This window comes from Dictyoglomus sp. DH (genome assembly GCF_055181375.1).
Genome location: NZ_CM143706.1, coordinates 375,772 through 400,187 on the forward strand (window position 1 = coordinate 375,772; position 24,416 = coordinate 400,187).

Sequence of the window (24,416 nt, forward strand, 5' to 3'; positions counted from 1 at the left end):
TAATAATGAGAAAGATAAGATTTTCAGGAATATTATATTGGATAGCCATCTTTGTTTATGTATTTAATGTTTTAGGGATTATCTTTACTGTAATCTTGAATTCTTTAAGTAAAAATTGGTATACAGATTGGTTTCCTAAAATATTTACATTAGAATGGTACTCATATATGGCAAAAGAACATGATCTTCCACAGCTTTTTTTTGCAACCTTTGCAGTGGTAATATCTGTAGCTTTGATCTCGCTTCTTATTGGTTATCCTGCTGCGTATATTTTTGCAAGATATAATTTTAAATTTAAAAATGTTCTTCTATCTCTTCTTCTTGTACCCATGTTGGTACCTCCTATGACTTATGGGATACCTTTGGCGGCTATGCTATATAAATTAAGACTTGCTACAAGAATTTCTGGAGTGATTCTTGCAAATTTAGTGCCTATAATTCCATATGTGGTACTCATCTTATATCCCTTTATTGAACAGATAGATGTTAGTTATGAGTCTGCTGCAAGAATTTTAGGAGCAAGTAGATTAAAAACCTTTGTTAAGGTATTATTACCTTTAACAGTACCTGGTATATTTACAGCTGCTCTTCTTTCCATTGTAAGAACTATTGCCATGTTTGAACTCACATTCTTAGTAGCAGGACCAAAATCTCAAACAGTTATTGTAGCTCTTTACTATGATGCCTATGCGGCAGGTACACGTCCTCCTCAGGCCATAGATGCTCTTGCAGTAGTTTATTTTCTAATTACTATGACATTCCTTTTAATAGCTCTAAAATTTGCAAGTCCTACCCAATTTGTATATAGGGGTAAATAATATAATAATATAAATAGAGGGAGGGATAAATTGTGGGAATTTGTATTTACTGTGGGAAACCTGCAGGTTTTCTAAGAAATAAGTGTAGGGAATGTGAGGAAAAGAGAAAGCGTGGTTTAAAGGAAATGGTGGATACTGTAAAAAATGCCATTTTAATAAAGGACTATCCTGTATCATTTGAAAATCTTAAAGAAAAATTATCAGAGATAGCTAAAGACAGTTATATTCAACTTAAGGATATTGATGATGCTTTGATATCTGGATGGGAGCAGGCTTTATATCATTCCCTTGAAGATAGAAATTTGGATTCCTATGAATTTGAAAGACTTTATGCTTTTATTAATCATTTTGGTTTGAATAGAGAAGAGCTTAATACAAATGGAGCTTTTGATCTATTTGTTAAGGGTCTTGTTTTAAAGGAGCTTATGGAGGGTAAAATCCCTACAAGAATGGATGTAGAAGGTACTTTACCTTTTAATTTTCAAAAAAATGAGGTACTTGTATGGGCTTTTAAAAATGTAAAATACTATGAGGAAAAGAAAGTAAGGCAATATGTTGGAGGAAGTCACGGGGTAAGTATTAAAATAACAAAGGGAATTTATTATCATATTGGATCATTTAAAGGTCAACCTTTGGAGACTGTAGAAAAAGTTCATATAGATACAGGATTTCTGGCTGTTACGTCTAAGCATATCTATTTTGGTGGGGCTAAAAAAGTTTTTAGAATTCCTTTTAAAAAAATTTTAGCTTTTATACCTTATTCTGATGGGATTGGATTATATAAAGATACTTCATCTAATAAGCCTATATATTTTATAACAGGCGATGGTTGGTTTACCTATAATCTTTTAGTGAACTTAACTAGACTATTACAATGAAAAATTTATCTTTATCTTTTTATAAATTGTTTTTATATATTTGGTTTCCTATGAAGATAGAAAGGATACCTTTCGATAAATAAGAAAAACAATAAGAGAAAATATTAAAGAAATATTCAGCCCATTTTATCTTCACATCTATTATTTTCATGCAATTAAAGTGACTTTCTTTTAAGAGGTTTAAAAAGGGAGTTAAAAAAAGTACTACATATCTTAAATCTTCACTACAGATTCAATAAAATAGATGAAAAAGTAAGAAGAAACTTTCAGAATATGTAAGGAAGGAGATAGAGAAAAGATACAAAATAAAGAGTTATAAATATACAGTAATAGAATGATATTCAAGAGAGATGTGAAAGATGAAAAAGTAAAGAGATACTAAGAGGAGGAAAAAATCTATAAAAAAGAATATATATAGAGTATATTTGAGAATATAAAAGAGAGAAAGAGTTATTCAAAATAAGAGTTCTTTTAATTTGGCTTTTTAAAAAAAATACTTTTCTAAATACCATTTATCATTTAATAAACTCTCTTTTTAAAACCAAAAAGGATTAATACCATTCTTTGCTATTATAAACCATGCGGTGGCACCAATATGAGGCCTTTTAAAATAGAACCAATTAAATCCTGTAGTAAGTTCATCTTTATCTGCAGAATAAAGAGCTCCTGATGAAAGTTGTGATTTCATTAAAAATGAAATAATATTTTTCCATTTTAACTTTTGTCCTATTGATAAATATGCTGAAGCCATTTGAGCGGTTCCTTCATACCATATTCCATCTCTATCATCATTAAAGTCATATCCTTCTCCAACCTTAAGATTTTTCTCTGCATAATCAATAGCTTTAAGATATGGTTTTGCTTCCTCTCTTAATGCAAGAATAGACCATGCTTGTATATCTAGTGGAATTACACTTCTATTAATAGTAAACCCATCTTCAAGGGTTCCTGTCCAAAACTTTCCTTCTTTTGCATCCCACATAGATATAACAAATTTTTTAGCATATTCTGCTCTTTCTTTCCAAACTTCATCTTTTGTAATGAGATATAATCTTTTAAAGGCAGCATAAAGATCAATATTATGTTCTGTACTTTTATAAGTAAGTTTTTTGGGATTAGGTTCCCAGCCTTCGTATCCTCCTGTATAACCTCCTGCACCTCTTATGTCTCTACAATTTTTCTCTACCCATTCTCCCATTCTTATTATTGCATTAAGATATTTTTGATCCTTTGTCCTTTCATAATAAGAAAGTAGGGCAAGCATTGCCCATGCAATATTTCCTGTGTGAGTACTTACTGCATAAGAGTCTTCATACCATTTTTCATCTTTAAAGTCATACCATCCTGGTATTCTCACACTTCCTTTGGGTTCCCAACCAGGAGGTAGACAAAGGTCTCCTCCTTAATAGGCATTTCTTAGTCTTCCATCTTTATAGAATCTATCATTGTCAATAGCATACAAAATAGCGTCTGCCAAAAGTTTTGCCCTCCTAAGGTCTCCTTCTGAAAGAAAGGCTATAAGAGCAAGAGCATTATCATAGGTAAAAGCTACATTTCTCATCACGTTATCAAAAGGATGAGAACTTTTTGTAGTCTCATAGCTTACAATGAAATGAGGCTCATCAATTATAGACTTATCATATTTAATTTCATCAATATAAAAAATAATATCTCTCCATGCATATTCTCCCCCTGCTACCCATCCAAAACCTCCAAGAACATAACTTAAGTTTTTTCCTTTTAAATTAATTTTGTATTCTCTCCAATCACGAGATAGAAATATTTTACCTGTAGATACTTTTGAAGAAGAATCAGGAAATGGTTTTATAGGTCTTCCTGTAAAAGGATCTCTTCCAATGCCAAAAGCAAAAAATTCTACCTCTTCGCCTCCTTTTTCTCCTTTTGCCCAAAAGGTAAGTTCAGTGGCACCTGTAAGATCAATACCTGCATTGGGGTAGTCTCCCCAATTTTGCTCAGGAACAGTTTTCCCTTTCTTAAATATTCCATTCATAAAATAAAAACCAACCCAATTATTACCTCTTTCTTTAAATGTAACTTTTATGCTTGTAATACCTGATTTACAATCTTCCTTATAATCTTCATCAATATAAATCATTTTACCAAAGAGCAGATTATCAAAAGAATTTCCCATCATTCCTCTTTCGTTAAAGTGATTTCCTGCAGAGAAGGCATCATGATAAACATAAAAAACTTTATGGAAAATATCCATTCTCTCTGAAAGGTATTTATAGGCAGAATTATTTGAAGAATATGGATTATTATGAGTTTGACACCAATTTAAGTTAAGGAAAATTATAAATAGTATTATAAAAGAAAGGATTTTCATTTATAATCCCCCCACTCATCAAAGATTACTTATAAAACTTTTTATAAAATTGCAGATTTTATAGTATTTTTTCTACTTTTTTATGTGGTTCCTTGAATCTTGAAATTTTCATTTATATGAAATCTGATCTTCTATGAATATTATATCTCAATTTATATACTTTTTCACAATATAAAAACCTTACAAAAATTTAAGAATAAAGAATTAACATGAAAAGATTTTAGAGTATAATATGAAGATTGATTAGTGGGAGAAAAAATAAAGAGAGTTTTTGAAAAAATAAGTTTTATGATAAAAACGGAAAATTTAACTAAATATTATGGAAAAAATAGAGGTATAGAAGATTTAAATTTGGAGATTTTAGAGAATGAAGTGTTTGGATATCTGGGACCAAATGGTGCTGGGAAGGCAACCACTATCCGTCTATTTTTAGATCTTATAAAGCCCAAAAGGGGAAAGATAGAAATATTAGGAAAAGATATAAGTAAAAATTCATGGCAGATAAAAACCAAAATTGGCTATTTACCTGGGGAGCTTCGCCTATATGAAAATTACACAGGAATTGAATCTCTGAAATTTATGGGTAATTTAAGAGGAAATGTCAATAAAAAGAAGATGAAAGAATTAATAGAAAGGTTTAATGTAGATATATTTAAACCTATCAAGAATTTATCTCATGGAAATAAACAAAAGATAGGATTAATTCAATCTTTTATTCATGATCCAGATCTTATCATATTGGATGAGCCTACTTTAGGACTTGATCCTCTTATGCAAGAAGAATTCTATAAACTGATTATAGAAGAAAAAAGAAATGGTAAGACTTTTTTCATATCTTCTCATATATTACATGAAGTGGAGAAAATTTTTAATAGGGTAGGAATAATAAAGGATGGGAAATTAATAGCCCTTGAAGATATTGAGAATTTGAAGGAAAAGACTGTGAAAGAGATAGAGATATATTTTTCAGAACCAGTTTCCTTAGATTTATTTTCAAATATTCCACAAATTAAAGATATTAAAATTCAAGGGAATGTTGTAAAAATTTATTTTACAGGGAAAATTAGTCCTATTGTTAAGATAATAAGTAATTTTGAGATAGAAAATCTTATAACTCATGAACCTACATTAGAAGAAATCTTTTTTTTCTTTATATAAAGGTGAATAAAAGTGTTTAAGAATATCTTCTGGAAATCTTTAAGAGATAATATTTATTCTGTTATGCTTTGGGGATTTCTAACTCTTATTTTTACCATTATGATAATTTATTTTATTCCTATTGTAGAAAAAGAAAAAGCCTTATTAATATCTTTATCAAAAAATATTTTGGAACTTCCAATAATTAAATTTTTAATGGGAGGAAAAGAGTTAGGTTTTTCAAATCCCAAATGGCTAATATTTACAAAATTTTTTGATTCCATTGGACCATTAATATTTATTGTTTTCTCAATAGCAATAGGAAGTGATGCTATAGCAGGAGAAGAAGAAAGAAAAACTTTAGATTTACTTTTGTTAAATCCTATTTCACGAAGAAGAATAGTGATGGAGAAATTTCTTTCTATGACATTTATTTTATTTTTATTAATTTTTACAAGTTTTATTGGGAAGTTTTATATTTAATATAAATATAAACTTGTTAGAAATTTTAAATGTTTTATTTTTATGTTATCTTCTTTCTCTTTCTTTTGGAACCTTGGCTTTTTCTATAGGTTGTATTACAGGTAAAAAAGGACTATCTTCTGGAGTCCCAGGAGCTTTTGCCTTTTTTTCCTATTTAATATATTCTCTTTCTTCTTTAACTAAAGAAATAAAACCCCTTTTAAAATTTTCTCTTTTTAACTACTACGCAAGTAATTACTTTGAATTTAACTTTTATAATATTTTTGTCTTTATAGTATTGATAATCATTTTCTTATTTATAGCCCTTTTTGTTTTTGAGAAAAGAGATATAAAAATTTAAGTTATTTGATAAAGTTAAAAACATTCATTTTTCTTTCAGGAATTTTATCTGGATAATTGTTTGTATATCCCAAGGCTACCGCCCAAAGAGGTTTATATCCTTCTGGATTCCTAATATTTTTATATACTCTTCTACTTTTGGACTTGAAAATAAAAGACCCACAAAGCCTATCCAACAAGAAGCAATACCTAAGGATTTTGCGGAAAGAAGTATATTTGAGTTGCAGCAGCACAATCAACGGAAGAAGAATTTCCATTTTTACCTGAGACAACTATTACTGTATTTGCATGATGAAAGACATTAAAATCTTCTTTTTTAGCTCTTTCTCTAATAAATGCATCCTCAGAGGAAAGCATAATTTGCCTTAAATCTTCATTTATTTTGTTTAAAAGGGCTTTATTTTGAATTACTGTAAAGAACCATGGTTGACCATTTCTTGCAGAAGGGGCGTAAATGGCGCATTCAAGTATAATTTTTAATTTTTCTTCTTCAATATAGTTTTTATTACTTCATTGTCTAAATTTACCATATTAATTACTACTCCTAATTTCATTTTTTTCTATATTTTTAAGGTTATAAGGAGAAATTTAGATAATAGAATTATATTATAATTATATACTTTTCTTTAATTTTGAGGAATTTTAAATTTTTCTTTTGATATCTTTCTTCTTCTCCTTAATTTAACAATGCATGAAGTATTAAAGGGTGTGGTAATTCCTTTTATAAGTTGCCTCCAGAAAAATATACTTAATGTTCATGTAAGTCTATGATTTATAGTTATTTAAATGTTGGACTTATCTTAAGGGAATTTACCAAGAAAGTCTGATTACTTCTTCTTTTATTCCTTTATCTGTAACCTCTAACAATATAAAATGGGGTTTCCCTTCATCAATTTCTGCTGATACGTAAGGGCGAGCCCCTCCAATTCCTGAAATTATATAGGTTACTCCATTTATTACCTTTCTATAGTACATATGAATATGTCCTGAAAAGACATAATTTACTTTATATTCTTCAAAAATTCTCATAAGTTCCTTAGACTCAAAAGGATCTGCCTTATGAAATAAGAAGAAAAAACTGGGAGATATAATGGGCTGATGCATGAAAACAAATTTATATTTTTTATCTGTGTTTTTTAATATGTTAATAAGCCAATTCATTTGTTCTTTTCCTATTTTTCCTGAAGAATTATTAAGAATTATAAATCTTGAGTTTTCGTAATCAAAATAATAATAAAGAGGTCTTCCTGTAAAGGCTTGAAACTTTTTACCTTTGGGATCACCCTTTAGATCGTGATTTCCAGGGACAAAATAAATGGGAATTTTAATATCTTTTATAAGATCTCTTAAAAAATTATATTCTTCTTCACTACTATTATCTAATATATCCCCTAATTGGATAATAAAATCTGGTTTTCTTTTTAAAATTTCAGAAAAGTTTCTCTCGAATACTCCCTTTACAGGTCTTCCAGCTCTATCACCAATTACTGCAAAAGTAAAGGAGTAAGAAATAGAAAATATTTCCCAAAAGATAAAAAATATCAAGAATATTATCTTAAGTATTTTTTTAATCAGCTCTCTCACCTCTTAGATAAATGGACTAAAAGTCCAAATTGAGACAATCTTGTTACTATTATACAAAAAGGGTGGTTAAAATTTAAGAGTTATAAAAAGGAATTGAAATTTATGACTTTTGAAACTCCTGAGGTTGTGTTAAAATTTTAAAAAATTATTTGAAAAATTAGAGGAAAAGAAATGAAGATATTAGTTTGTTTTTCTTAGAGACATATTTAATAAGAAGATATTTAAGACTTTTGAGGAAAGATTAAAGAGGTAAGATATGAGAAATAAACTTTTTATAGCTGTACTTCTTGGCTCTTTTATTACTTCCTTTTCTGCCTCAGCTATTAATGTGGCTTTACCTGCTATTGGCAAGGAATTTTATCTTTATACTGTTTCTTTAAGTTGGTTGTCTACTTTATATCTTCTTTCAAATGCTTTTTTCCTTCTTCCTTTTGGTAAGATTGCTGATATTTACGGAAGAAAGAAATTATTTTCTATAGGATTATTTGTATTTTCTATTGGAGCCTTAATGAGTATATTATCTTTTAATTATGATATTCTCGCATTTTCAAGGATTATTCAGGGGTTTGGAGGATCTATTCTTTTTGCCACAACCCCAGCCTTAGTATCGTCTATTTCATTATCATCTGAAAGAGGTAAAAATTTAGGGTATTATGTTACATCTGTGTATTTAGGTTTGTCTTTGGGACCATCTTTGGGAGGTTTTCTTACTCAGTATTTTTCATGGAGAAGTATTTTTATATTTACTTTAATATTAGGGATGATCTCTTTTATAATGAGTCTTTTTGTAGAGGAAGAATTGGAAGGACAAAGTAGTGTGAAATTTGATCTTTTAGGATCTTTTCTTTATGCCTTTTCTGTTACTTTTATTTTATTAGGACTTTCAAATCTGAAGAATGAATTGGGAATCATGGGTATTTTATTTGGAGCTTATTTATTGTTTTTATTTTATTACGTAGAAAAGAAGATATCTAATCCTATATTTCCTATAAATCTTTTTAGGAATAGAAGATTTATATTTTCAAATTTATCAGCTTTGATAAACTATGGGGCTACGTCTGCCCTTTCGTTCCTTTTGAATATATATCTCCAAAGTGTAAAATATATTGCTCCTCATATTGTAGGTTTATTACTATCCTTTCAGCCGATTTCACAGGTTATATTTTCCCCATGGGCAGGTAGATTATCGGATAGGAAAGATCCAGGTATAGTAGCTTCTTTGGGTATGTTGATAATCTCTATAGTTATATTTTTCTTATCTTTTCTATCTCCTAATACTCCTATTTTTCTTATCTCTCTATCTGGATTTTTCTTGGGTTTTGGTTTTGCACTTTTTTCCTCGCCTAATACCAATGCTATTATGAGCTCTGTAGATAGGAGTCTTTATGGTGTAGCTTCTTCTACTTTAGCAACCATGAGAGTTTTAGGACAGACCTTTAGCATGGCACTTGTTAATTCTGTTTCTTCTATTTTGTTGAAGGATATATCAGGTTTGGAATTTTCTCGTGATTTTATGTATGCCTTTAGAATACTTTTATACATCTTTACTTTACTTTGTGCATTCGGGATATGGGCATCTTTTCAGAGAAACAAAGAGTAAATTTAATATTTTTATTTTGACGAGATAGTTTTCTGCTTTTTTATTTTAGAAAATTTAGAAAATGTGATCTAAATCACTTTTTTAATTTTATTAATGTGATAAAATAATATCCAAAAATTAATTTTAAAAAATAATGGAGAGGGGGATGATTCTCATGATTATTAGAAAACTCTTTATATTAATTCTTTTAGTATTGCTGATAGGAGGCTGTACTTCGAAACCTACTAATAATCCTCCCAATACTCCATCTAATCCATATCCTCCAGATGGTGCAACTTCTGTAGTTCTTGATCCAGTATTGAGTTGGCAGTGTTCAGATCCAGATGGGGATGCTTTAGTATTTGATATTTACTTTGGAACAAATGCTAATTATCTAGCTCGTATTAAAGAAAATCATAGCTCTACGAGTTATCAGATAATGGATTTAGCTTTCAATACTACGTATTATTGGAAAGTAGTAGCAAAGGATGGAAAGGGTGGGGTCAAGGAAGGACCAGTATGGAGCTTTACTACTCAAGCTGAAGGACAAACAAATAATCCACCAAATGTTCCTGCTAATCCAAATCCTCAAGATAATGAAAATAATGTTCCTACTGAGGTTATTCTAAGCTGGAAGTGCTCAGATCCAGACAACGATCCTTTAGTATTTGATGTTTACTTTGGAGTAAATCAGAATAGTTTAGGACTATTGGTAAAAAATCACCCTACAAGTAGCTATCAGGTTAAAAATTTAAATTATAACACTACTTACTATTGGAAAATAGTCGCGAAGGACAGTAAAGGAGATCAAACAGAGGGACCTACTTGGAAATTTACTACAACTCAGAGTGGAGATGTGGCAAAGGCTAAGTTGTTGGTAGCTGATTTAAGAAATACAATACTTACAATTCATGACTATAAGGGCATAGGAGTTCCTGGAATAGTAGATACACCATTTAATAGATTATCTGAAGAAATACATGAGAAGATTGTTCCAGATCTTAGTGAAACAATGTATAGATTAGGTTATATATTATCATGTGTTTCTCAGATAGAATCTATAGGTACAAATACTTTTTACAACTCTGAGATAAATTATACTTTATATATTACTTTTACACCTTCACAAGGTCCAAATACTTCTTTAGAACTACACATAGAAGGGTATAAAGATAATAATAAGATTGATGAAGGAAGTCTTGAGGTGAATTATGATGCAAATAATTATCCTATGAATGGAAAATTGAATGTTACAATGGGCACAAAGGATGGTAATATGACAATAAATGGCAATTATAGCGGAACGAAACTTCCTAATTTAGAATTTTTTGATACTATAACGATTACAGGTGTGATTACATCTCCGTACGTAACTATTGATCTTAAAAATAACGGTAGAAAATTATTTTTAGATTTTGAAGAATGGTATAACCCCAATATGGAAATTTATATGATGTACCTAAAAGAATTTGTTTTAATTGGAAAAATAAGAACTACTACTGCTGAGGCAGAAGGAAATCTTGATGTAGATGCTATACATATTCAATATCAAAATGGTAATACCCAAAATGTTCCAAAGAGTATCTCCTTTACAGGAACCTTTAGAGAAATGATGAACGGTCAACCAACTGGTGCTTACTTTACGGGTACTATTACAGGTGAATATTTAAATCCAGAAAGTTACAATCCTTATGAGGAGTATGGTCCTAATAATTTCCCTAAGTGGAATGCCAACTTTACAGGTCATATAGAAGCTCCTCAAAGACCAAAAATTGATGCAAATCTGGGGATAAAGCATGATACATATCAAGTTTATGTTATAAATGCAGGATATGAAAGGACAAATCCTGATGGTTCAAAGGTATGGCTTAAGACGCCTCAGAGTCCTGTATCATCTTATAACGAATCAACAAAAATATTAAATGTTACTTTGAATAACCAAGATGGATTAATTGTTAACTTTACAGTAGATGGGAATAAAAGTGGAGATAATGTATTTACAGGTACTATAAAAAATAATGCTGGTATTAAATTTGCTGATCTTTTTCTTTTAAATGGTGTTCCCATGGTTAAGTATATTGACGGATATGTAGAATCTATATTCTAAAAATACTGATTTTTTAGGGGGAGAGGATATCCTCTCCCCTTTTATATTGACCTATGAAAATAATTCAGATATTTTTTATCTTTCTTTTTCTCATCAATGTTTGTTATGGATATTCTCTTTCTAAGGATTTTTCTATTGTTTTTGATAGTTTTTATGTTAGTAATTTTTTGAGTCTTTTAGGGACTGATACTTTTAATAAGAATATAAAGGTAAATCTTAAGAACCATATGTTCTTAATTAATGAAAGTCATTTAGGAATAACTTTCAACAGTTTAGAAATAGGTGCTTTATTTTATGGTGAATATTATGGTTATATTAATAATTCCACATTAAGTTTTATAAATGGATTAATTAATAATAATCTATCTATGGGTAATTATGATATCTACGGAGAGATTAAAGGTTATTCTGTAGGTGGTATATACATGAAAAGAGAGGTGGATCTTGGAAATTTTATATCTCTAAGTTTTAGTCCTAAATTTTATATTGGATTTGATTATCAGAATGGAATTTTGAAAGGTAATTTTTCCGGGATGGATGAGGTAACATATAGCTTTGATCTTTTACTTGATTATATGTATAACAAAAATTTACTTTATACACGTATGGATGATGCAAAGGGTAAAGGTATAGGTTATTCCTTTGATTTTGAGATTGTTTTTAGTCCTTTTGAAAATTTTTCCTTTTATATAAATATTCAAGATTTATGGGGAAAAATTTTTTGGTTCCATATTCCATATACTGAGGCTAAGGCATCTACTGATAGAGAGTATGTGGATGAGAATGGCTATATTGTCTTTAGACCTTTAATAAGTGGCTATGAGGGTTGTAAAGACTTTATTCAACTTCTTCCTTTGGGATTAAATATAGGTATAGCTCATAAAGGGGAAAGGGATGAATTCGTTATGGAACTATCTTTCAAAGAAGAGTATAAATCCCTTTTTATAAGATATTATTATAGTTTGTTTTCATCAAATATTGAAAAGTTAACACAAATCAACTTTGAAAGGTTTAAAATAATGGACAACCTTTTCCCTTCAGGTTTCTATTTTCTATTTTATATAGATAATTATCAATTCTTTAATATGGTTTATGGTCTTTCCTTTTTAATGTAAATTTTTTCTTCTGAGCTTTTTAGCATGTCTCCCAATACCTTTATATAAATCTCTCCTTCTTCTTCAATACTCTTTATGACAGCCAAGGCTTTCCCTTTATATAGATATCCAAGAGAGCTTGCAAAAGATCCATGGAAAAATGGATCCGAATTTCCAAGGGCTATTAATTTTCCACCTCCCTTTACTTCTACTGTTATTTTATTATCTGCACCGGGTACTTCCAAGCCTTTTTCATCCACAGCTATAATTTTTACATAGCATAGATCTCCATAAGAAATTAGTTCTTTTCTATCAGGAATAAGTATTAACTTTATAGGATCAGAAGTAGTTTCCAATCGATCTCTACCAACCTCTTTTCCATCTTTATAGGCTATTACTTCCAATACACCAGGTTCGTAAGTAATATCATAAATAGTCTTGAATTTTACTTTTTCTCCTGATAATTTTCTTCCAAGAGATTTTCCATTTAATAAGAGTTCTACCTCATCAGCATCTGCATATATGTATATTCTTATAGGTTTTCCTTCATATCCTTTGAAATTGTAGCTTCTTTCTACAGGTTCCCATGACCATGCTCTCATATATAATTTCTTTCCATAAAGTTCTGGAGGAAGTACAAATATTATAGGATCTTTTCTATTTCCCCAGACTATATCCCTGTAATAAGATTGAGGCCTTTTTTCTCCGCATATATCAATATCTCCGCAATTTGCTAAAAACCATGGATATTTTCCTAAGAAATTATTAGCTTCTTCTCTGTCTACAGATACTCTTCCAATTCCAGCTTCTCCCAGATAGTCAATAGCAGTCCAGACAAAATCTCCAATAACATTTGGATTTTCCAATGTTTCTTTCCAATTGTCATACATAGTAAAAGGGAATGTCTCAGTGCCACATATTATACGATCTTTATACTTAATCCTATCGTATGCATACCTTTCAATCTTATAGTTATATCCTGCCACATCTAAGTGTTTAAAGAATCTCTTTGTTATTTCTCCCCATCTTTCTTTTGTTCCCTCATTGCCCTTCCATATACCTAAAAGGACAATATTGTCTTCCTCCATATCTTCTACATTTATACTTTCAAAAGAAAGTCCACAAAAGGCAGAAGTAACAAATCTTGTAGGATCAAGCTCTTTTACTTTTTTAGCTAATTTATCACTCCATTCATATATGCTTGAGTATCCTTCTTCTCTTTCCCAGTCTATTCCAGATCCCCATGTAACTTCATTCCCTATAGACCACATGATGATACATGGATGATTGAAATCTCTTTTTATAGTGCTTTCTACCTCTTCTTCCCAGTATTTTTCAAAATATAAGTGATAGTCATAGGATTTTTTGCCGCATGTCCAAACATCAAAGAATTCGTCAATTACTAAGAGTCCTAGCCTATCGCAAGCAGATAAGAAAGAGGGAGCATAGGGATTGTGGGCAAGCCTTACAGCATTAAATCCATTATTTTTAAGAATTTCTACCTTTCTTTCTTCAGCTCTGTCATAACTTTTGCTTCCTAATATCCCATGGTCATGATGTATACATCCACCCTTTAGTTTTATTGGTCTACCATTGAGTTTAAATCCTTCTTCAGGAGATATGCTTATACTTCTGATACCAAATTCAATCTCAGATATGTCAATTTCTTTATTGTTTATTATTACTCTTGCTCTGATTTTATAGAGATAAGGATTTTCTATATCCCAGAAGATGAAATTGGAAAATTCTATATCAGTTCTAAATTCTTTTTCTTCTTTTGAATTTATTTGAAAATCTAATTCTTTAGTTTTCAATAGCTTATTCTCTTGGGATATAATCTCAAAGACTAATTTTCCATTTTGGACTTTGTCATCAGTGTTTTTTAGTATAACTCTGGGATATATAATAACTCTTTCCCTATTTAATATGTCATATGTTGCATGAAATTCCCATGGTTTTATATAGACTTTATCTCCTACATGTAGCCAAACATGTCTATAAATACCTGTTCCCGCATACCAACGAGAACTCGGTTTATGGGTATTTTCTACATGCACAATAAGGATATTCTTTTCTCCAATTTTTACATACTTAGTTATATCTACAAGGAAGCTTGTATACCCATAAAAATATTTCTTTACTAAGAAACCATTTATAAATATTTCAGAGATTCCCATTATTCCTTCAAACTCCAAAATTATATTTTTATCTTTGTATTCTTCTCCAAAATCTAACTCTTTTTTGTAAAAGAGGCTACATCCAGCAGTAAATCCTTCGTCGGGTCCTGACGGATTTTCTTCTCTTCTTTCCTTTTCAATAGCTATGTCATGGGGCAAATCTACTGGAATCCAGTTTTTTTCTCTCATAACAGAGTCAATATAGTTAAGAGGACTTTCTAAGTATTCCCATGATCTATCTATATTTATCTTTTGCATATTAATACCTCCTTTGTAAAACTAATTTGGAAAACAGGCAACTTTATGTTGAGGAGAAACTTCTATAAGTTTTGGTTCTTCTTCAGCACATTCTGGTTTTGCTTCTGGACATCTGGGATGAAAAGCACATCCTGGTGGTGGGTATATTAGTGATGGTGGACTTCCAGATATACCTTCTCTTTGTTCTTTTTCTCCTATTTTAGGGAGAGATTGTATAAGATATTTGGTGTAGGGATGGATAGGATTTTTAAATATTTCTTGAGTTGGTGCCTCTTCAATTATTTTTCCTGCATACATTATAGACATTCTTGTAGTTAATTGAGCATGTATTCCCATATCATGGGTTACAAGAATAATGGTATTTTTAAATGTTTCTTGAATATCTTTAAGTAGTTGAATAACAGCTCTTTGGGCCACAACGTCTAAAGCAGTAGTTGGTTCGTCTGCTAATATCACTTGAGGATGCAAAAGGGTGGCAAGAGCGATTACAACTCTTTGACGCATTCCTCCTGAAAGTTGATGGGGATAGGCTTCTAATATTTCAGGAGATAGCCCTAAATCTTTTAAATGTTCTCTCATTAGATCAAAGTATTCTTTTATATCCTTTGCTTTTATATGACTTTCTAAAATTTCTAAAAATGAATCTTTTACTTTTTTAACAGGGTTTAATACATGCATAGACCCTTGGGGTATATAAGAGATGAAAGACCATCTTAAATTTTTAATCTCTTTTTTGGTAAGAGAAAAAACGTCAATAAAATCTCCATTTGTTTTGTAAAATAATTTTCCATCTATAAGTTGGAGTGGAGGGTCTAAGTTAGCAAGTAGTGCTTTTAAAAGAGTAGATTTTCCACAACCGCTTTCTCCTGCGATACCATATATTTCATTTTGTTTTATACTGAGGTTAACATTATTTACTGCTTTAATTACTCTCTTTTCTCCCCAATATTCCAGGATATAAAAGGCTTTTAAATTTTCAGTTTTTAATACTTCGCTCATTTTTATGCTCTCCTCCCATTATATAGGTGACACTTAACTATCACATTATCCACCGTTACTTCTTTTGGTTCTTCTTTTTTGCAAATCTCCATCACATTTTGGCATCTTCCTGCAAATTTACAACCTATTTTAAGGTACTCTGTATATTCAGTATCTGCAATACTTATTTTTCTTTTCCATTTTTTATCTGGATCAGCTTCAGGTATAGACTCTATGAGAAGTTGAGTATAAGGATGTTTAGGATGAATTAGTACTTTATCTACAGGTCCCATTTCTACAATACTTCCTCGAAACATTATTACAATTCGCTCACTAACATAATAGGCAGTGGCAAGATCATGGGTTATGTATAAAACACTTAGCCCTGTTTCTTTCCTTAATTTTGAGAACAGATTTACTATTGACATTCTTAAGGATGCATCTACCATTGAAACTGGCTCATCTGCTATTAATATGGATGGATTGGTTAAAAGAGATCTTGCGATAGATGCTCTTTGAAGTTGTCCTCCAGAAAGTTCAGTAGGATATCTACCATTTATTTCATCAAAAGATAGACCTACCGCTTTTAATTTATCATTGATTATCTTTTCTGCTTGAGCTTTGTTTTTAGCAATTTTGTAGTTAAAGACAGTCTCAAAGAAAATATCATCTATCGTTAGAAGAGGATTAAAGCTTTCAAAGGGGTTCTGGAATACTGCTTGGACCTTTTTTCTAAAATCTTGAAATTTATTCTTTTGAATAGATTTATCTTCTATAATGATGTCTCCAGATGTTCGTTCTTCAAACCTTAAAATCATTTTTGCAGTGGTAGTTTTTCCACATCCACTTTCTCCTGCAAGGGTAAATATTTCTGCTTTGTTTATATAAAAGGATACATTATCAACTGCAATTATCTTAACTTTTGAAAAGATACTTCCTATTGAGTATACTTTTGTTAGATTTTTAACCTCTAATACTTTTTCCATTTTAATCTTCCTCCATCAATGGCGTGAATCTAAATATTTGTTATTTTCCAAAGCCAATTCTTTGGAATCGAGCTCTTGGATCTAAATATTCACTTAAGCTTACAGATATCCAGTATAATGCAATAAAAAGAAGAATAGCAGTAACTATAGGAGTAAGAAGCCACCACCAAAGCCCCATGAATAAAGCTTGTCTATATATGGCTGTCTGGAGCATGGTACCTATGGTAGGTACTGTAGGATCTATACCAAGGCCAAGATATGCAAGAGTGATCTCCATACCAATAGCCCAAGACATATTGTTTATAAATGTGGTAAAGACTATTGGTAGTACATGAGGTAAAAGCTGTTTTCTAATAATTCTTATGGTGGGCATACCTGAGAGTACTGCTACTTTTACAAATTCTCTTTCTCTTAAACTTAAAACTTGGGATCTAATTACCCTTGCATCCCAAGCCCATGAAAAGAAAGCTAATAGTATTCCTAAATTAAAGAAATTATTTGTCCAGTCTTTAAGAATCATAGATATGGCAATAAGAATTATTAAGAAGGGAAGTACCATGGTCGTGTCTCCTATAGTAGTTATAACTCTGTCAGTTGTACCACCTTTGTATCCTGCTAAAATTCCTACAATTACTGCAATTATTCTTGAGAAAAAGGCAGTAACTAAAGCAATTATGAGAGAATTTTTTATAGCAAAGGTAAGTTGCCAAAATACATCTTGTCCCAACCAATTAGTACCTAAGGGATACTTAAAAGATGGTGGAAGACCTGAAGGTACTTGATACATCCTTTGTGGATTATAGGGTGAGAAAAAGGAAAGGATAACTAAAAGAATAAATATACAAAAAATAATGAAGGCGACAACAAATCTATAGTCTTTAAAAAGGTCATAAATTAAACTTTTAATAGTCTCCACTTTCTTCATCCTCCAATGAGAGTTAAGTTTATTATCTATAACGTACTCTTGGATCAAAGAAAGGATAAATAAGGTCTAAAAATAAAACTGATGTGGTAACTGCTACCACAGATATACACATAATTCCCATGATTAAGTTGTAATCAGCTCTCATTATGGCATCATATAAAATCTGCCCAATTCCTGGATAGGTGAAGACCATCTCTGTGATTAATGCCCCACTAAATATTCCTCCAAATTGTAGTCCTAATTGGGTTATCATAGGTAACATGGCATTCTTTATGATATGGCTAAAAACTATATTTTTCTCATCTACTCCTGCTGTTTTTGCATATATTACATGATCTTCTGTCTGTATGCTTTGGACAATTAATTTCATACTTTGAAATTGCCAGGCTATTCCCACTACAAGAAGAGTTAAGGCTGGTAAAGTGGCATGTTTTATTATGTTTAAAATAGTTTGTAGGTTAAAAGACAAAGTTCTTCCTACCCCTATACCTCCCCCTAAGGGAAATATGGGGAATATATAGGAAAATAAAATAAGAAATATAAGAGCAGTTATATAATAAGGTATAGGTCTTATAATCATGATTAATATATCAATAGCTTCCATCCACTTTTTTCTAAAATATCCTACAATACCCCCTGCAATGACTGCTATTATCCAACTTAAAATGGTTGTTACAGAAAGAAGCCCTAAGGTCCATGGAAGAGCCATAGCAAGGAGTTGATTTACAGGTGTGGGAAAACGAGAAAGAGAAGGACCAAAGTTTCCCCTAAAAAATCTTTTCCAAAACATTATATACTGGTCCCAAAGGGTTCCTTCCAGACCATACAATTGTTTAAGGGTTTTGATTATTTCTTCTTGTTGTTCAGGAGAAACATATACTCCAAAGGTTTGATATTGAGTAAGTTGTTGCTTAACTGGATCTACAGGAAGGAGACGTGGGAAAATGAATATTGCAGTTAAACCAAGAAAAGTTACTATTACATATTGGATTAATCTTGGTATTAAATATCTTTTTATAAAAGACATTTCTCCTTTATTCCTCCTTTTATTGAAGGTCAGGCAAGGTGTTAGCCTTGCCTGACCTATAATCAATGTTTACTTTCTTCCTGTTGGTCTAATTTGATGGAGAATATATTTTAATTGAGGCCAAGTTGTGAAGTTATCACAACGTGCGTAGTCATTCTTAGGGCTTGGCCAATTGGTCCAGTAATATTCATCAAAGACAATAGCAATAGGACAATTGAAACAAGGAATAGCAACCATTTCTTCTATTTGAAGTTTTAAACCTTCAAGACCAAGCTTTTTGATAGTGGCAAGATCACTCCAGCGAGTTTTTTCAAGAGAAGAGATTATCTTATCCATTCTTGGATCGCTCCATCTGCATGCCCATCCAAGTGTAGGTTCTCCAACAGGTCTTACGTACTTACTGTTCATAGCATTGAAGCATAAATAGAGGTCAGGATGTAATCCCCAAGGTTCACCAGCAAACCCACCATGTCCTGTATTTAATACTTCAAATTGTCCATTTAAGGCAAGAGTTGCAGCTGCTGCAGATACATTAAATACAACATCAATTCCAAATTTCTTCCATTGTTCTGCAACTCCAAGAATTACAATGTTTGACATATCAGTGGGATCAGGCCCTCTTAGTATGGTTATCTTCCATGTTTTTCCATCAGGTAGATACCATTTTCCTCCTATTTTCTTGAATCCATTCTTTAATAATAATTTCTCAGCCACTTCAGGAGCATATTTCCACCAACCGTATCCTAACGTTAGTTGTACTTCTTCCTTATTTTTAGGATCAATATCTACCTTATAGTTTTTCTTTGCCCAATCAAGGAGTCTCCAAGAAGCATCTGGATCCCATGGTTTGAATTTTTCTCCACCACCGATATCAAGGGTAAGATTCTTTAACCATGGTTCTAATGGTTTAAAGTACCAGTCATAGAAGTTTTTACCTACCACAAGAGGAAGTCCTGGGGTCATAGCCACCATTCCATTATATGTAGATATAGCTAATTCTACAATATCGATTGATAAAGCAAGAGCCCATCTTACATCCTTATTATTATATGGGAATACTAAATGGTTAAAGGCAGGTCCTCTTGTAGATATATCTCTAGGATCAATATATGGCCATGTATCACGATAACTTCGTGTGGTATTACTCATTTTTAACATTGTTAACATTTGCTCTGCGGTCCCTTGGATAGCATCGAGTTCATGTCTTAACATAGCCATATTTTGTTTTTCAGGAGGTCCATAATGGATAAATAATACTTACTCTGGTTTAGGCTCTCCAAATAATTGTCCTGTGACAGTTCTTTGCCAATCTGTTCTCTTTTTCCAAAGCACCCAGTAACCTGCAGGATCATGGCTTACATATACGTAAGGTCCTAAGCTTACTGGTGGGTTAAAATCATAAGTAAGTATGTCTTTTACTTTACTAAATATATGCTTAGGCATAGGTCTAAGAGCGCCCCATCTTTCTAAGAAGAAGGTATGGAATCTGGCGTTTGGTTTATTAAGATCTACAACTACTGTATATCTGTCAGTGGCATAAACCCTTTTAACATCTTGCATTGCTCCATGATAATCGAGTCCTTCTGTGTCTTTTACTTTTTGAATTGTAAATACTACATCATCTGCTGTAAATTCAACGCCATCACTCCAGTAGATGCCTTTTCTTAATTTAATAACGAGTCTTGTAAAATCTTTATTGTATATTGGACCTTCGGAAGCTAAAGCATTTATTATTCCACCCTTTACTACATCTGGGTTTAATGTCCATAACGGCTCTGTTACAAATTGGTGAAGACCGCAGTTTTGGGCTCTCCATCCTGCCCACTGGTTCCAATTACCTGGTACAGGTAAAGGAGCAAAAAGAAATGGTAGAATTAAAGTTTTGTCTCTGGGTATACCTGCGGGTAGTACTTGGGCTGATGTACCAGTAAAGGAGAAAAGTACTAAGAGAACAGCTAAGACTAATAATGATTTTTTCAAGGATTGCACCTCCCCCTTTTAAATAAAATTTTTATTAAAATTTAAGGTACAGGTATATTATATACAATGAAAAAGTAAATATCAATAACTAATTTTTTGCTATAAGAATAAGATTATGAATAGCGTATTTCCTAAAATTAAATCGCAAGATGAATTGGAAAATCTAGATTGGAGTTAGAAAACTTTTTAATAATATTTTTTTAATTTTATGATAAAATAGTCAGTAAATATCTATTATTGGGGTGTAAAGAATGAGAAGTAAAATTTTTATTTTTTTACTCTTAGTTCTATTATTATTGGAGGTGAGTTTTTCTATGGATGAGGTTAAAAGTATTACTTTAGTTACCAGAGTTTTTCCTGAGGGTGAGAAAGTTTATGCTGTAGTTATTGAATATGCTTATGAAGTAGATGGGAATAGATTAGCTCCAAACATCTTTGAAGTTGAGTCAAAGATTGGTAATATGGGAAAAAGAACTGTAAAAAGGGTGTATGCAAATTCAGATGGAAGATTAGTAATGAATTTTTTTGCCAATAGAGGAAAATATGTAATTATAGAATTAGATCCTAAGGATATGAATGCTATTACAACATATTTTGATAACAATAGGTTTTTAACAGGTAGGCATAAATTAGAGTATTTAGTAACTCAGAAGACTGATATATATTCTATTGATGGTAAGAAGATTCCAGCCTTTTCTTTGGAAAATACCCATGAGAAACATTTGATTATTGATGATTTTATAGCGGAATTATATCATGATAAGGAGCTAAACGTAGATCTACCTTACCGTTTATTTATCCCTAAGAATACTGATCCTTCAAAGCCCTATCCTCTTGTAGTCTTTCTTCATGGTGCAGGAGAAAGAGGAAATGATAATTATTTACCTCTTGCAGGGAACAGGGGTGCTATAGTTTGGGCAGAGCCAGGACATCAAGCAGAGCATCCTTGTTTTGTACTTGCTCCTCAATGTCCTCCTTATAGCAGTTGGACAGGACTTATTACTAGTGGAAATCCTTTTAAGGCGAATAAAGAGCTTTTGGCTGTAGCAAATCTTATTAAGGATTTAATAGCTAAATATAATATTGATAAAAATAGAATATATATAACTGGGCTTTCTATGGGAGGATATGGTACATTTGCTATTATTTTGGAGTATCCTGAACTCTTTGCAGCAGCTATTCCCATATGCGGTGGGGGAGATTTAAACAGAGTAGATAGAATAAAGGATATTCCAATTTGGGTATTTCATGCGGAGGACGACCCATTAGTGCCTGTTTTCTTATCTCGTGAGATAGTAAGAAAATTGGTTGATATAGGAGGAAAGGTTAAATATACAGAATTTCCTAAGGATTATCTTGAATCTATAGGATATCATCCTCATGCATCTTGGGTGCCTGCTTATGAGAGTGAAGATGTGATAGATTGGCTATTCTCTAATTCTAAATAAGGAGGTTTATATATGGGGAATATAAGAATATCTGATACAAAGGATTATTTTATTAAAGATGGAAAAGTATTTTTCTATTTTGCAGATACTTGTTGGAGTGCTTTTACGAATATCACCATAGAGGAATGGAAAGATTATTTAAATTATAGAAGATTACAAGGATTTAATACTATCCAAATTGATGTTCTTCCTCAATGGGATAGGAGTACTACCGATATTTATATGGATCCCTTTGAGGTATTTCCTAATGGAAAGTGGAATTTTAATAAGATAAATGAAGAGTATTTTGAAAGAGCAAGAAATATGGTAGAGATGATGGTTGAAAGAAATCTAATTCCCGCTTTAGTAATACTTTGGGCAAATTATGTACCAGATAATTGGTTATCCAAGATGTTAGCAGAAAAAGGTATCTCTCACGTTATACCAAGGGAAAATTTAGAGGAGTATCTATATTATGTGATAAACAAGTTTAAGGATTATAATCCTATATTTATAATATCTGGTGATACAAATTTTGAAGGAGATGGGGCAACAGAATATTATTTAAAGGCATTAGAGATGGCTAAAAAATATGCTCCAAATTCTTTAACGACATTGCATCTTTGTGGTGGTTATGCTGATGTACCTGAGGAAATAATTAATTCTCCTTACTATGATTTTTATATGTATCAATCTTGTCATTTTAAAGATAAAATGCATTGGGCATATGAGACAGCCCTTAAATTTTATAACAAAAAGGTTAAAAGGCCTATTGTTAATGGAGAACCTTGTTATGAAGGAATAGGATCAATAGGAAACTACAATATATATGGTAGATTTACAAGGAATGATGTAAGAAAGGCTGTATGGCAAAGTCTTCTCTCTGGTGCAAAAGCTGGGATAACATATGGAGCTCATGGAATATGGTCTTGGGAGAAAGGATTAGGGGAATATTCTGTTTCTGATTATGCTGCACCATATTATTGGAGAGATGCCTTAGTATTTCCCGGAGTTTACGATTTGAGTTTTGCAAAATGGGTTTTTGAAAAATATGAATTATATGATATAGAACCAGCAAATGATTTACTCATAAATGAAACCCAAGAGATAAGAGTATCTAAAGGAAGAAACAAAATTGTAATATATAATCCATATAATTTTAATATAAGATTGAGGTTAGATGAGGATTATGAATGGGAAGGAATAGAGCTTATGGAAAGGAAATTTTTTGTGCCAGATGTTAAAAAATCAGAAAGTGAAACAATAATTAAAATGTCTCCATTCAATAGTGATTCTTTATTGATAGGATTAAAGTAAATTGAGCCCGTAGCTCATAGGCTACGGGCTTTTTAGATTAATTTTCTTACCTATTCTCCCATTACTCTCTCAACTAAATGATCAAGAAAGGCATTTAGATCTCTCCATCTTATAGCCACTAATATTTCATCTCCTTTTTCATCTGGTACTGTATAACCATCATCGGTGACAATTATTTTTATTGACTCAATTTCTAGGAGATCATGAGAATAGGCTAAATATACAGCAACGGTATCAAAAAGGGTTGAAGAGTAATTTTCTGGATCTACTTTCGTCCATGGGACAAGTTTTGACCATATTTTATAATTTTCTATTAAGGCTTTTAGAATGGGTTTTTCTGAATTATATATCTTTTTGTATCTTTCTCCATCTAAGAAAACTAAACCACATGTATCAAGAGGAGTTATGAGCTTACTTATAAAATTAGATGAGAAAACTCTTCTAAAGGAAAGGACGTCAGACTTTACATTAGCCTCTGGATCTCTCCCATCTTTACCTCCATATCCTTTATATATACTTCCATGCATTCCAACAAAATTACATTTTTTAGGTAGATCAGGGTAGATTTCTATTGCCTTTGCTATATTTGTAGCAGGCCCTATAGATACTATAGTAATAGGTTCTTCTGAATTTTTTATTAGATCAACCATAGCTTGAATACCGTCTTCATATATTTCTCCTTCATAGGAATTTATATCAAAATCTCTTACAAAAGGTTCTTGAAAATTCAAAGAGTTTTTAGGATCTCCTATACCTATACCAATTGGTATTTTTTTTCCTGCTATTTTAAGTATTTTGGCAATAATTTTTGCCCTATAAATAGTATCTCCACTTACTGTAGTTATTAATTTAACATCCAGTTCAGGAGAGTTAATAAGCATAATAAGAGCCCATGTATCATCAATATCGGTGCCTATATCGGTATCAAGAATTACAGGAATCTTATTCATGATATAATCTCCTCCCATAAGTTTT

Annotated in this window: 20 protein-coding genes and 1 pseudogene; 10 read left to right on the plus strand and 11 right to left on the minus strand. The window is 31.4% G+C overall.

The window, feature by feature from the left end:
* The first annotated feature begins 5 nt into the window (after positions 1-5).
* Positions 6-818 carry an ABC transporter permease gene (locus ACY3JJ_RS01730; protein WP_463092081.1) on the plus strand — a complete coding sequence of 271 codons (813 nt, stop codon included), beginning with the start codon at positions 6-8 and terminating at the stop codon, positions 816-818.
* Between the two features lie 32 nt (positions 819-850).
* Positions 851-1,696, plus strand: a complete 846-nt coding sequence (locus tag ACY3JJ_RS01735) for a hypothetical protein (protein WP_463092082.1) — start codon at positions 851-853, stop codon at positions 1,694-1,696.
* 535 nt (positions 1,697-2,231) lie between these two features.
* On the opposite strand, the gene ACY3JJ_RS01740 is transcribed toward ACY3JJ_RS01735, so the two are convergent.
* Positions 2,232-3,053, minus strand: coding sequence for a hypothetical protein (locus tag ACY3JJ_RS01740; RefSeq protein WP_463092083.1), 822 nt, complete (start codon positions 3,051-3,053; stop codon positions 2,232-2,234).
* A 45-nt stretch (positions 3,054-3,098) separates the two neighbouring features.
* The gene (locus ACY3JJ_RS01745; RefSeq protein WP_463092084.1) at positions 3,099-4,043 is read right to left on the minus strand and encodes a hypothetical protein; all 945 of its coding nucleotides are present in this window, start codon (positions 4,041-4,043) and stop codon (positions 3,099-3,101) included.
* Between the two features lie 246 nt (positions 4,044-4,289).
* Here ACY3JJ_RS01745 and ACY3JJ_RS01750 point away from each other — a divergent pair, with 246 nt between their 5' ends.
* The 3 genes from ACY3JJ_RS01750 to ACY3JJ_RS01760 are packed head-to-tail and all read left to right on the plus strand — an operon-like array spanning position 4,290 to position 6,003.
* Positions 4,290-5,201, plus strand: coding sequence for an ABC transporter ATP-binding protein (locus ACY3JJ_RS01750; protein ID WP_463092085.1), 912 nt, complete (start codon positions 4,290-4,292; stop codon positions 5,199-5,201).
* 12 nt (positions 5,202-5,213) lie between these two features.
* Positions 5,214-5,663, plus strand: coding sequence for an ABC transporter permease subunit (locus ACY3JJ_RS01755; protein WP_463092086.1), 450 nt, complete (start codon positions 5,214-5,216; stop codon positions 5,661-5,663).
* Positions 5,664-5,676: 13 nt separating this feature from the next.
* Complete coding sequence (locus ACY3JJ_RS01760) at positions 5,677-6,003, plus strand: hypothetical protein (protein ID WP_463092087.1); 327 nt, start codon at positions 5,677-5,679, stop codon at positions 6,001-6,003.
* A gap of 188 nt (positions 6,004-6,191) precedes the next feature.
* On the opposite strand, the gene ACY3JJ_RS01765 is transcribed toward ACY3JJ_RS01760, so the two are convergent.
* Together ACY3JJ_RS01765 and ACY3JJ_RS01770 are read right to left on the minus strand one after the other, a co-directional pair.
* The gene (locus ACY3JJ_RS01765; RefSeq protein ID WP_463092615.1) at positions 6,192-6,497 is read right to left on the minus strand and encodes a nitroreductase family protein; all 306 of its coding nucleotides are present in this window, start codon (positions 6,495-6,497) and stop codon (positions 6,192-6,194) included.
* A 315-nt stretch (positions 6,498-6,812) separates the two neighbouring features.
* Entirely contained in the window at positions 6,813-7,547 is a 735-nt protein-coding gene (locus tag ACY3JJ_RS01770; RefSeq protein WP_463092088.1) for a metallophosphoesterase family protein, read from the minus strand.
* 295 nt (positions 7,548-7,842) lie between these two features.
* Between ACY3JJ_RS01770 and ACY3JJ_RS01775 the strand changes: the two genes are divergently transcribed.
* The 3 genes from ACY3JJ_RS01775 to ACY3JJ_RS01785 all read left to right on the plus strand — a co-directional run bounded on the left by ACY3JJ_RS01775 (position 7,843) and on the right by ACY3JJ_RS01785 (position 12,387).
* Positions 7,843-9,186 carry an MFS transporter gene (locus ACY3JJ_RS01775; RefSeq protein WP_463092089.1) on the plus strand — a complete coding sequence of 448 codons (1,344 nt, stop codon included), beginning with the start codon at positions 7,843-7,845 and terminating at the stop codon, positions 9,184-9,186.
* 154 nt (positions 9,187-9,340) lie between these two features.
* Positions 9,341-11,272, plus strand: a complete 1,932-nt coding sequence (locus tag ACY3JJ_RS01780; RefSeq protein WP_463092090.1) for a fibronectin type III domain-containing protein — start codon at positions 9,341-9,343, stop codon at positions 11,270-11,272.
* 53 nt (positions 11,273-11,325) lie between these two features.
* Positions 11,326-12,387 (plus strand): hypothetical protein, encoded by a 1,062-nt coding sequence (locus ACY3JJ_RS01785; protein WP_463092091.1) that lies wholly within the window; start codon positions 11,326-11,328, stop codon positions 12,385-12,387.
* On the opposite strand, the gene ACY3JJ_RS01790 is transcribed toward ACY3JJ_RS01785, so the two are convergent.
* The 6 genes and pseudogenes from ACY3JJ_RS01790 to ACY3JJ_RS01815 all read right to left on the minus strand — a co-directional run bounded on the left by ACY3JJ_RS01790 (position 12,363) and on the right by ACY3JJ_RS01815 (position 20,697).
* Positions 12,363-14,801: a glycoside hydrolase family 2 TIM barrel-domain containing protein gene (locus ACY3JJ_RS01790; protein ID WP_463092092.1), complete on the minus strand. Its 2,439-nt coding sequence runs from the start codon at positions 14,799-14,801 to the stop codon at positions 12,363-12,365. The genes ACY3JJ_RS01785 and ACY3JJ_RS01790 overlap by 25 nt on opposite strands.
* A gap of 21 nt (positions 14,802-14,822) precedes the next feature.
* A complete protein-coding gene (locus ACY3JJ_RS01795; protein WP_463092093.1) occupies positions 14,823-15,800 on the minus strand; it encodes an ABC transporter ATP-binding protein in 978 nt (325 codons plus the stop codon).
* Between the two features lie 2 nt (positions 15,801-15,802).
* On the minus strand, positions 15,803-16,765 hold the full coding sequence (locus ACY3JJ_RS01800) for an ABC transporter ATP-binding protein (protein WP_463092094.1): 963 nt from the start codon (positions 16,763-16,765) through the stop codon (positions 15,803-15,805).
* A gap of 40 nt (positions 16,766-16,805) precedes the next feature.
* Positions 16,806-17,690: an ABC transporter permease gene (locus ACY3JJ_RS01805; RefSeq protein ID WP_463092095.1), complete on the minus strand. Its 885-nt coding sequence runs from the start codon at positions 17,688-17,690 to the stop codon at positions 16,806-16,808.
* Between the two features lie 22 nt (positions 17,691-17,712).
* Positions 17,713-18,717 (minus strand): ABC transporter permease, encoded by a 1,005-nt coding sequence (locus tag ACY3JJ_RS01810; protein ID WP_463092096.1) that lies wholly within the window; start codon positions 18,715-18,717, stop codon positions 17,713-17,715.
* A 69-nt stretch (positions 18,718-18,786) separates the two neighbouring features.
* Positions 18,787-20,697: pseudogene (locus ACY3JJ_RS01815) on the minus strand (ABC transporter substrate-binding protein).
* A gap of 314 nt (positions 20,698-21,011) precedes the next feature.
* Between ACY3JJ_RS01815 and ACY3JJ_RS01820 the strand changes: the two are divergent.
* Positions 21,012-22,145, plus strand: a complete 1,134-nt coding sequence (locus ACY3JJ_RS01820; protein WP_463092097.1) for a prolyl oligopeptidase family serine peptidase — start codon at positions 21,012-21,014, stop codon at positions 22,143-22,145.
* 12 nt (positions 22,146-22,157) lie between these two features.
* A complete protein-coding gene (locus ACY3JJ_RS01825; protein ID WP_463092098.1) occupies positions 22,158-23,441 on the plus strand; it encodes an apiosidase-like domain-containing protein in 1,284 nt (427 codons plus the stop codon).
* Between the two features lie 50 nt (positions 23,442-23,491).
* Here the strand turns inward: ACY3JJ_RS01825 and ACY3JJ_RS01830 are convergent, their stop codons facing one another.
* A complete protein-coding gene (locus tag ACY3JJ_RS01830) occupies positions 23,492-24,391 on the minus strand; it encodes a nucleoside hydrolase (RefSeq protein WP_463092099.1) in 900 nt (299 codons plus the stop codon).
* Positions 24,392-24,416: the final 25 nt, after the last annotated feature.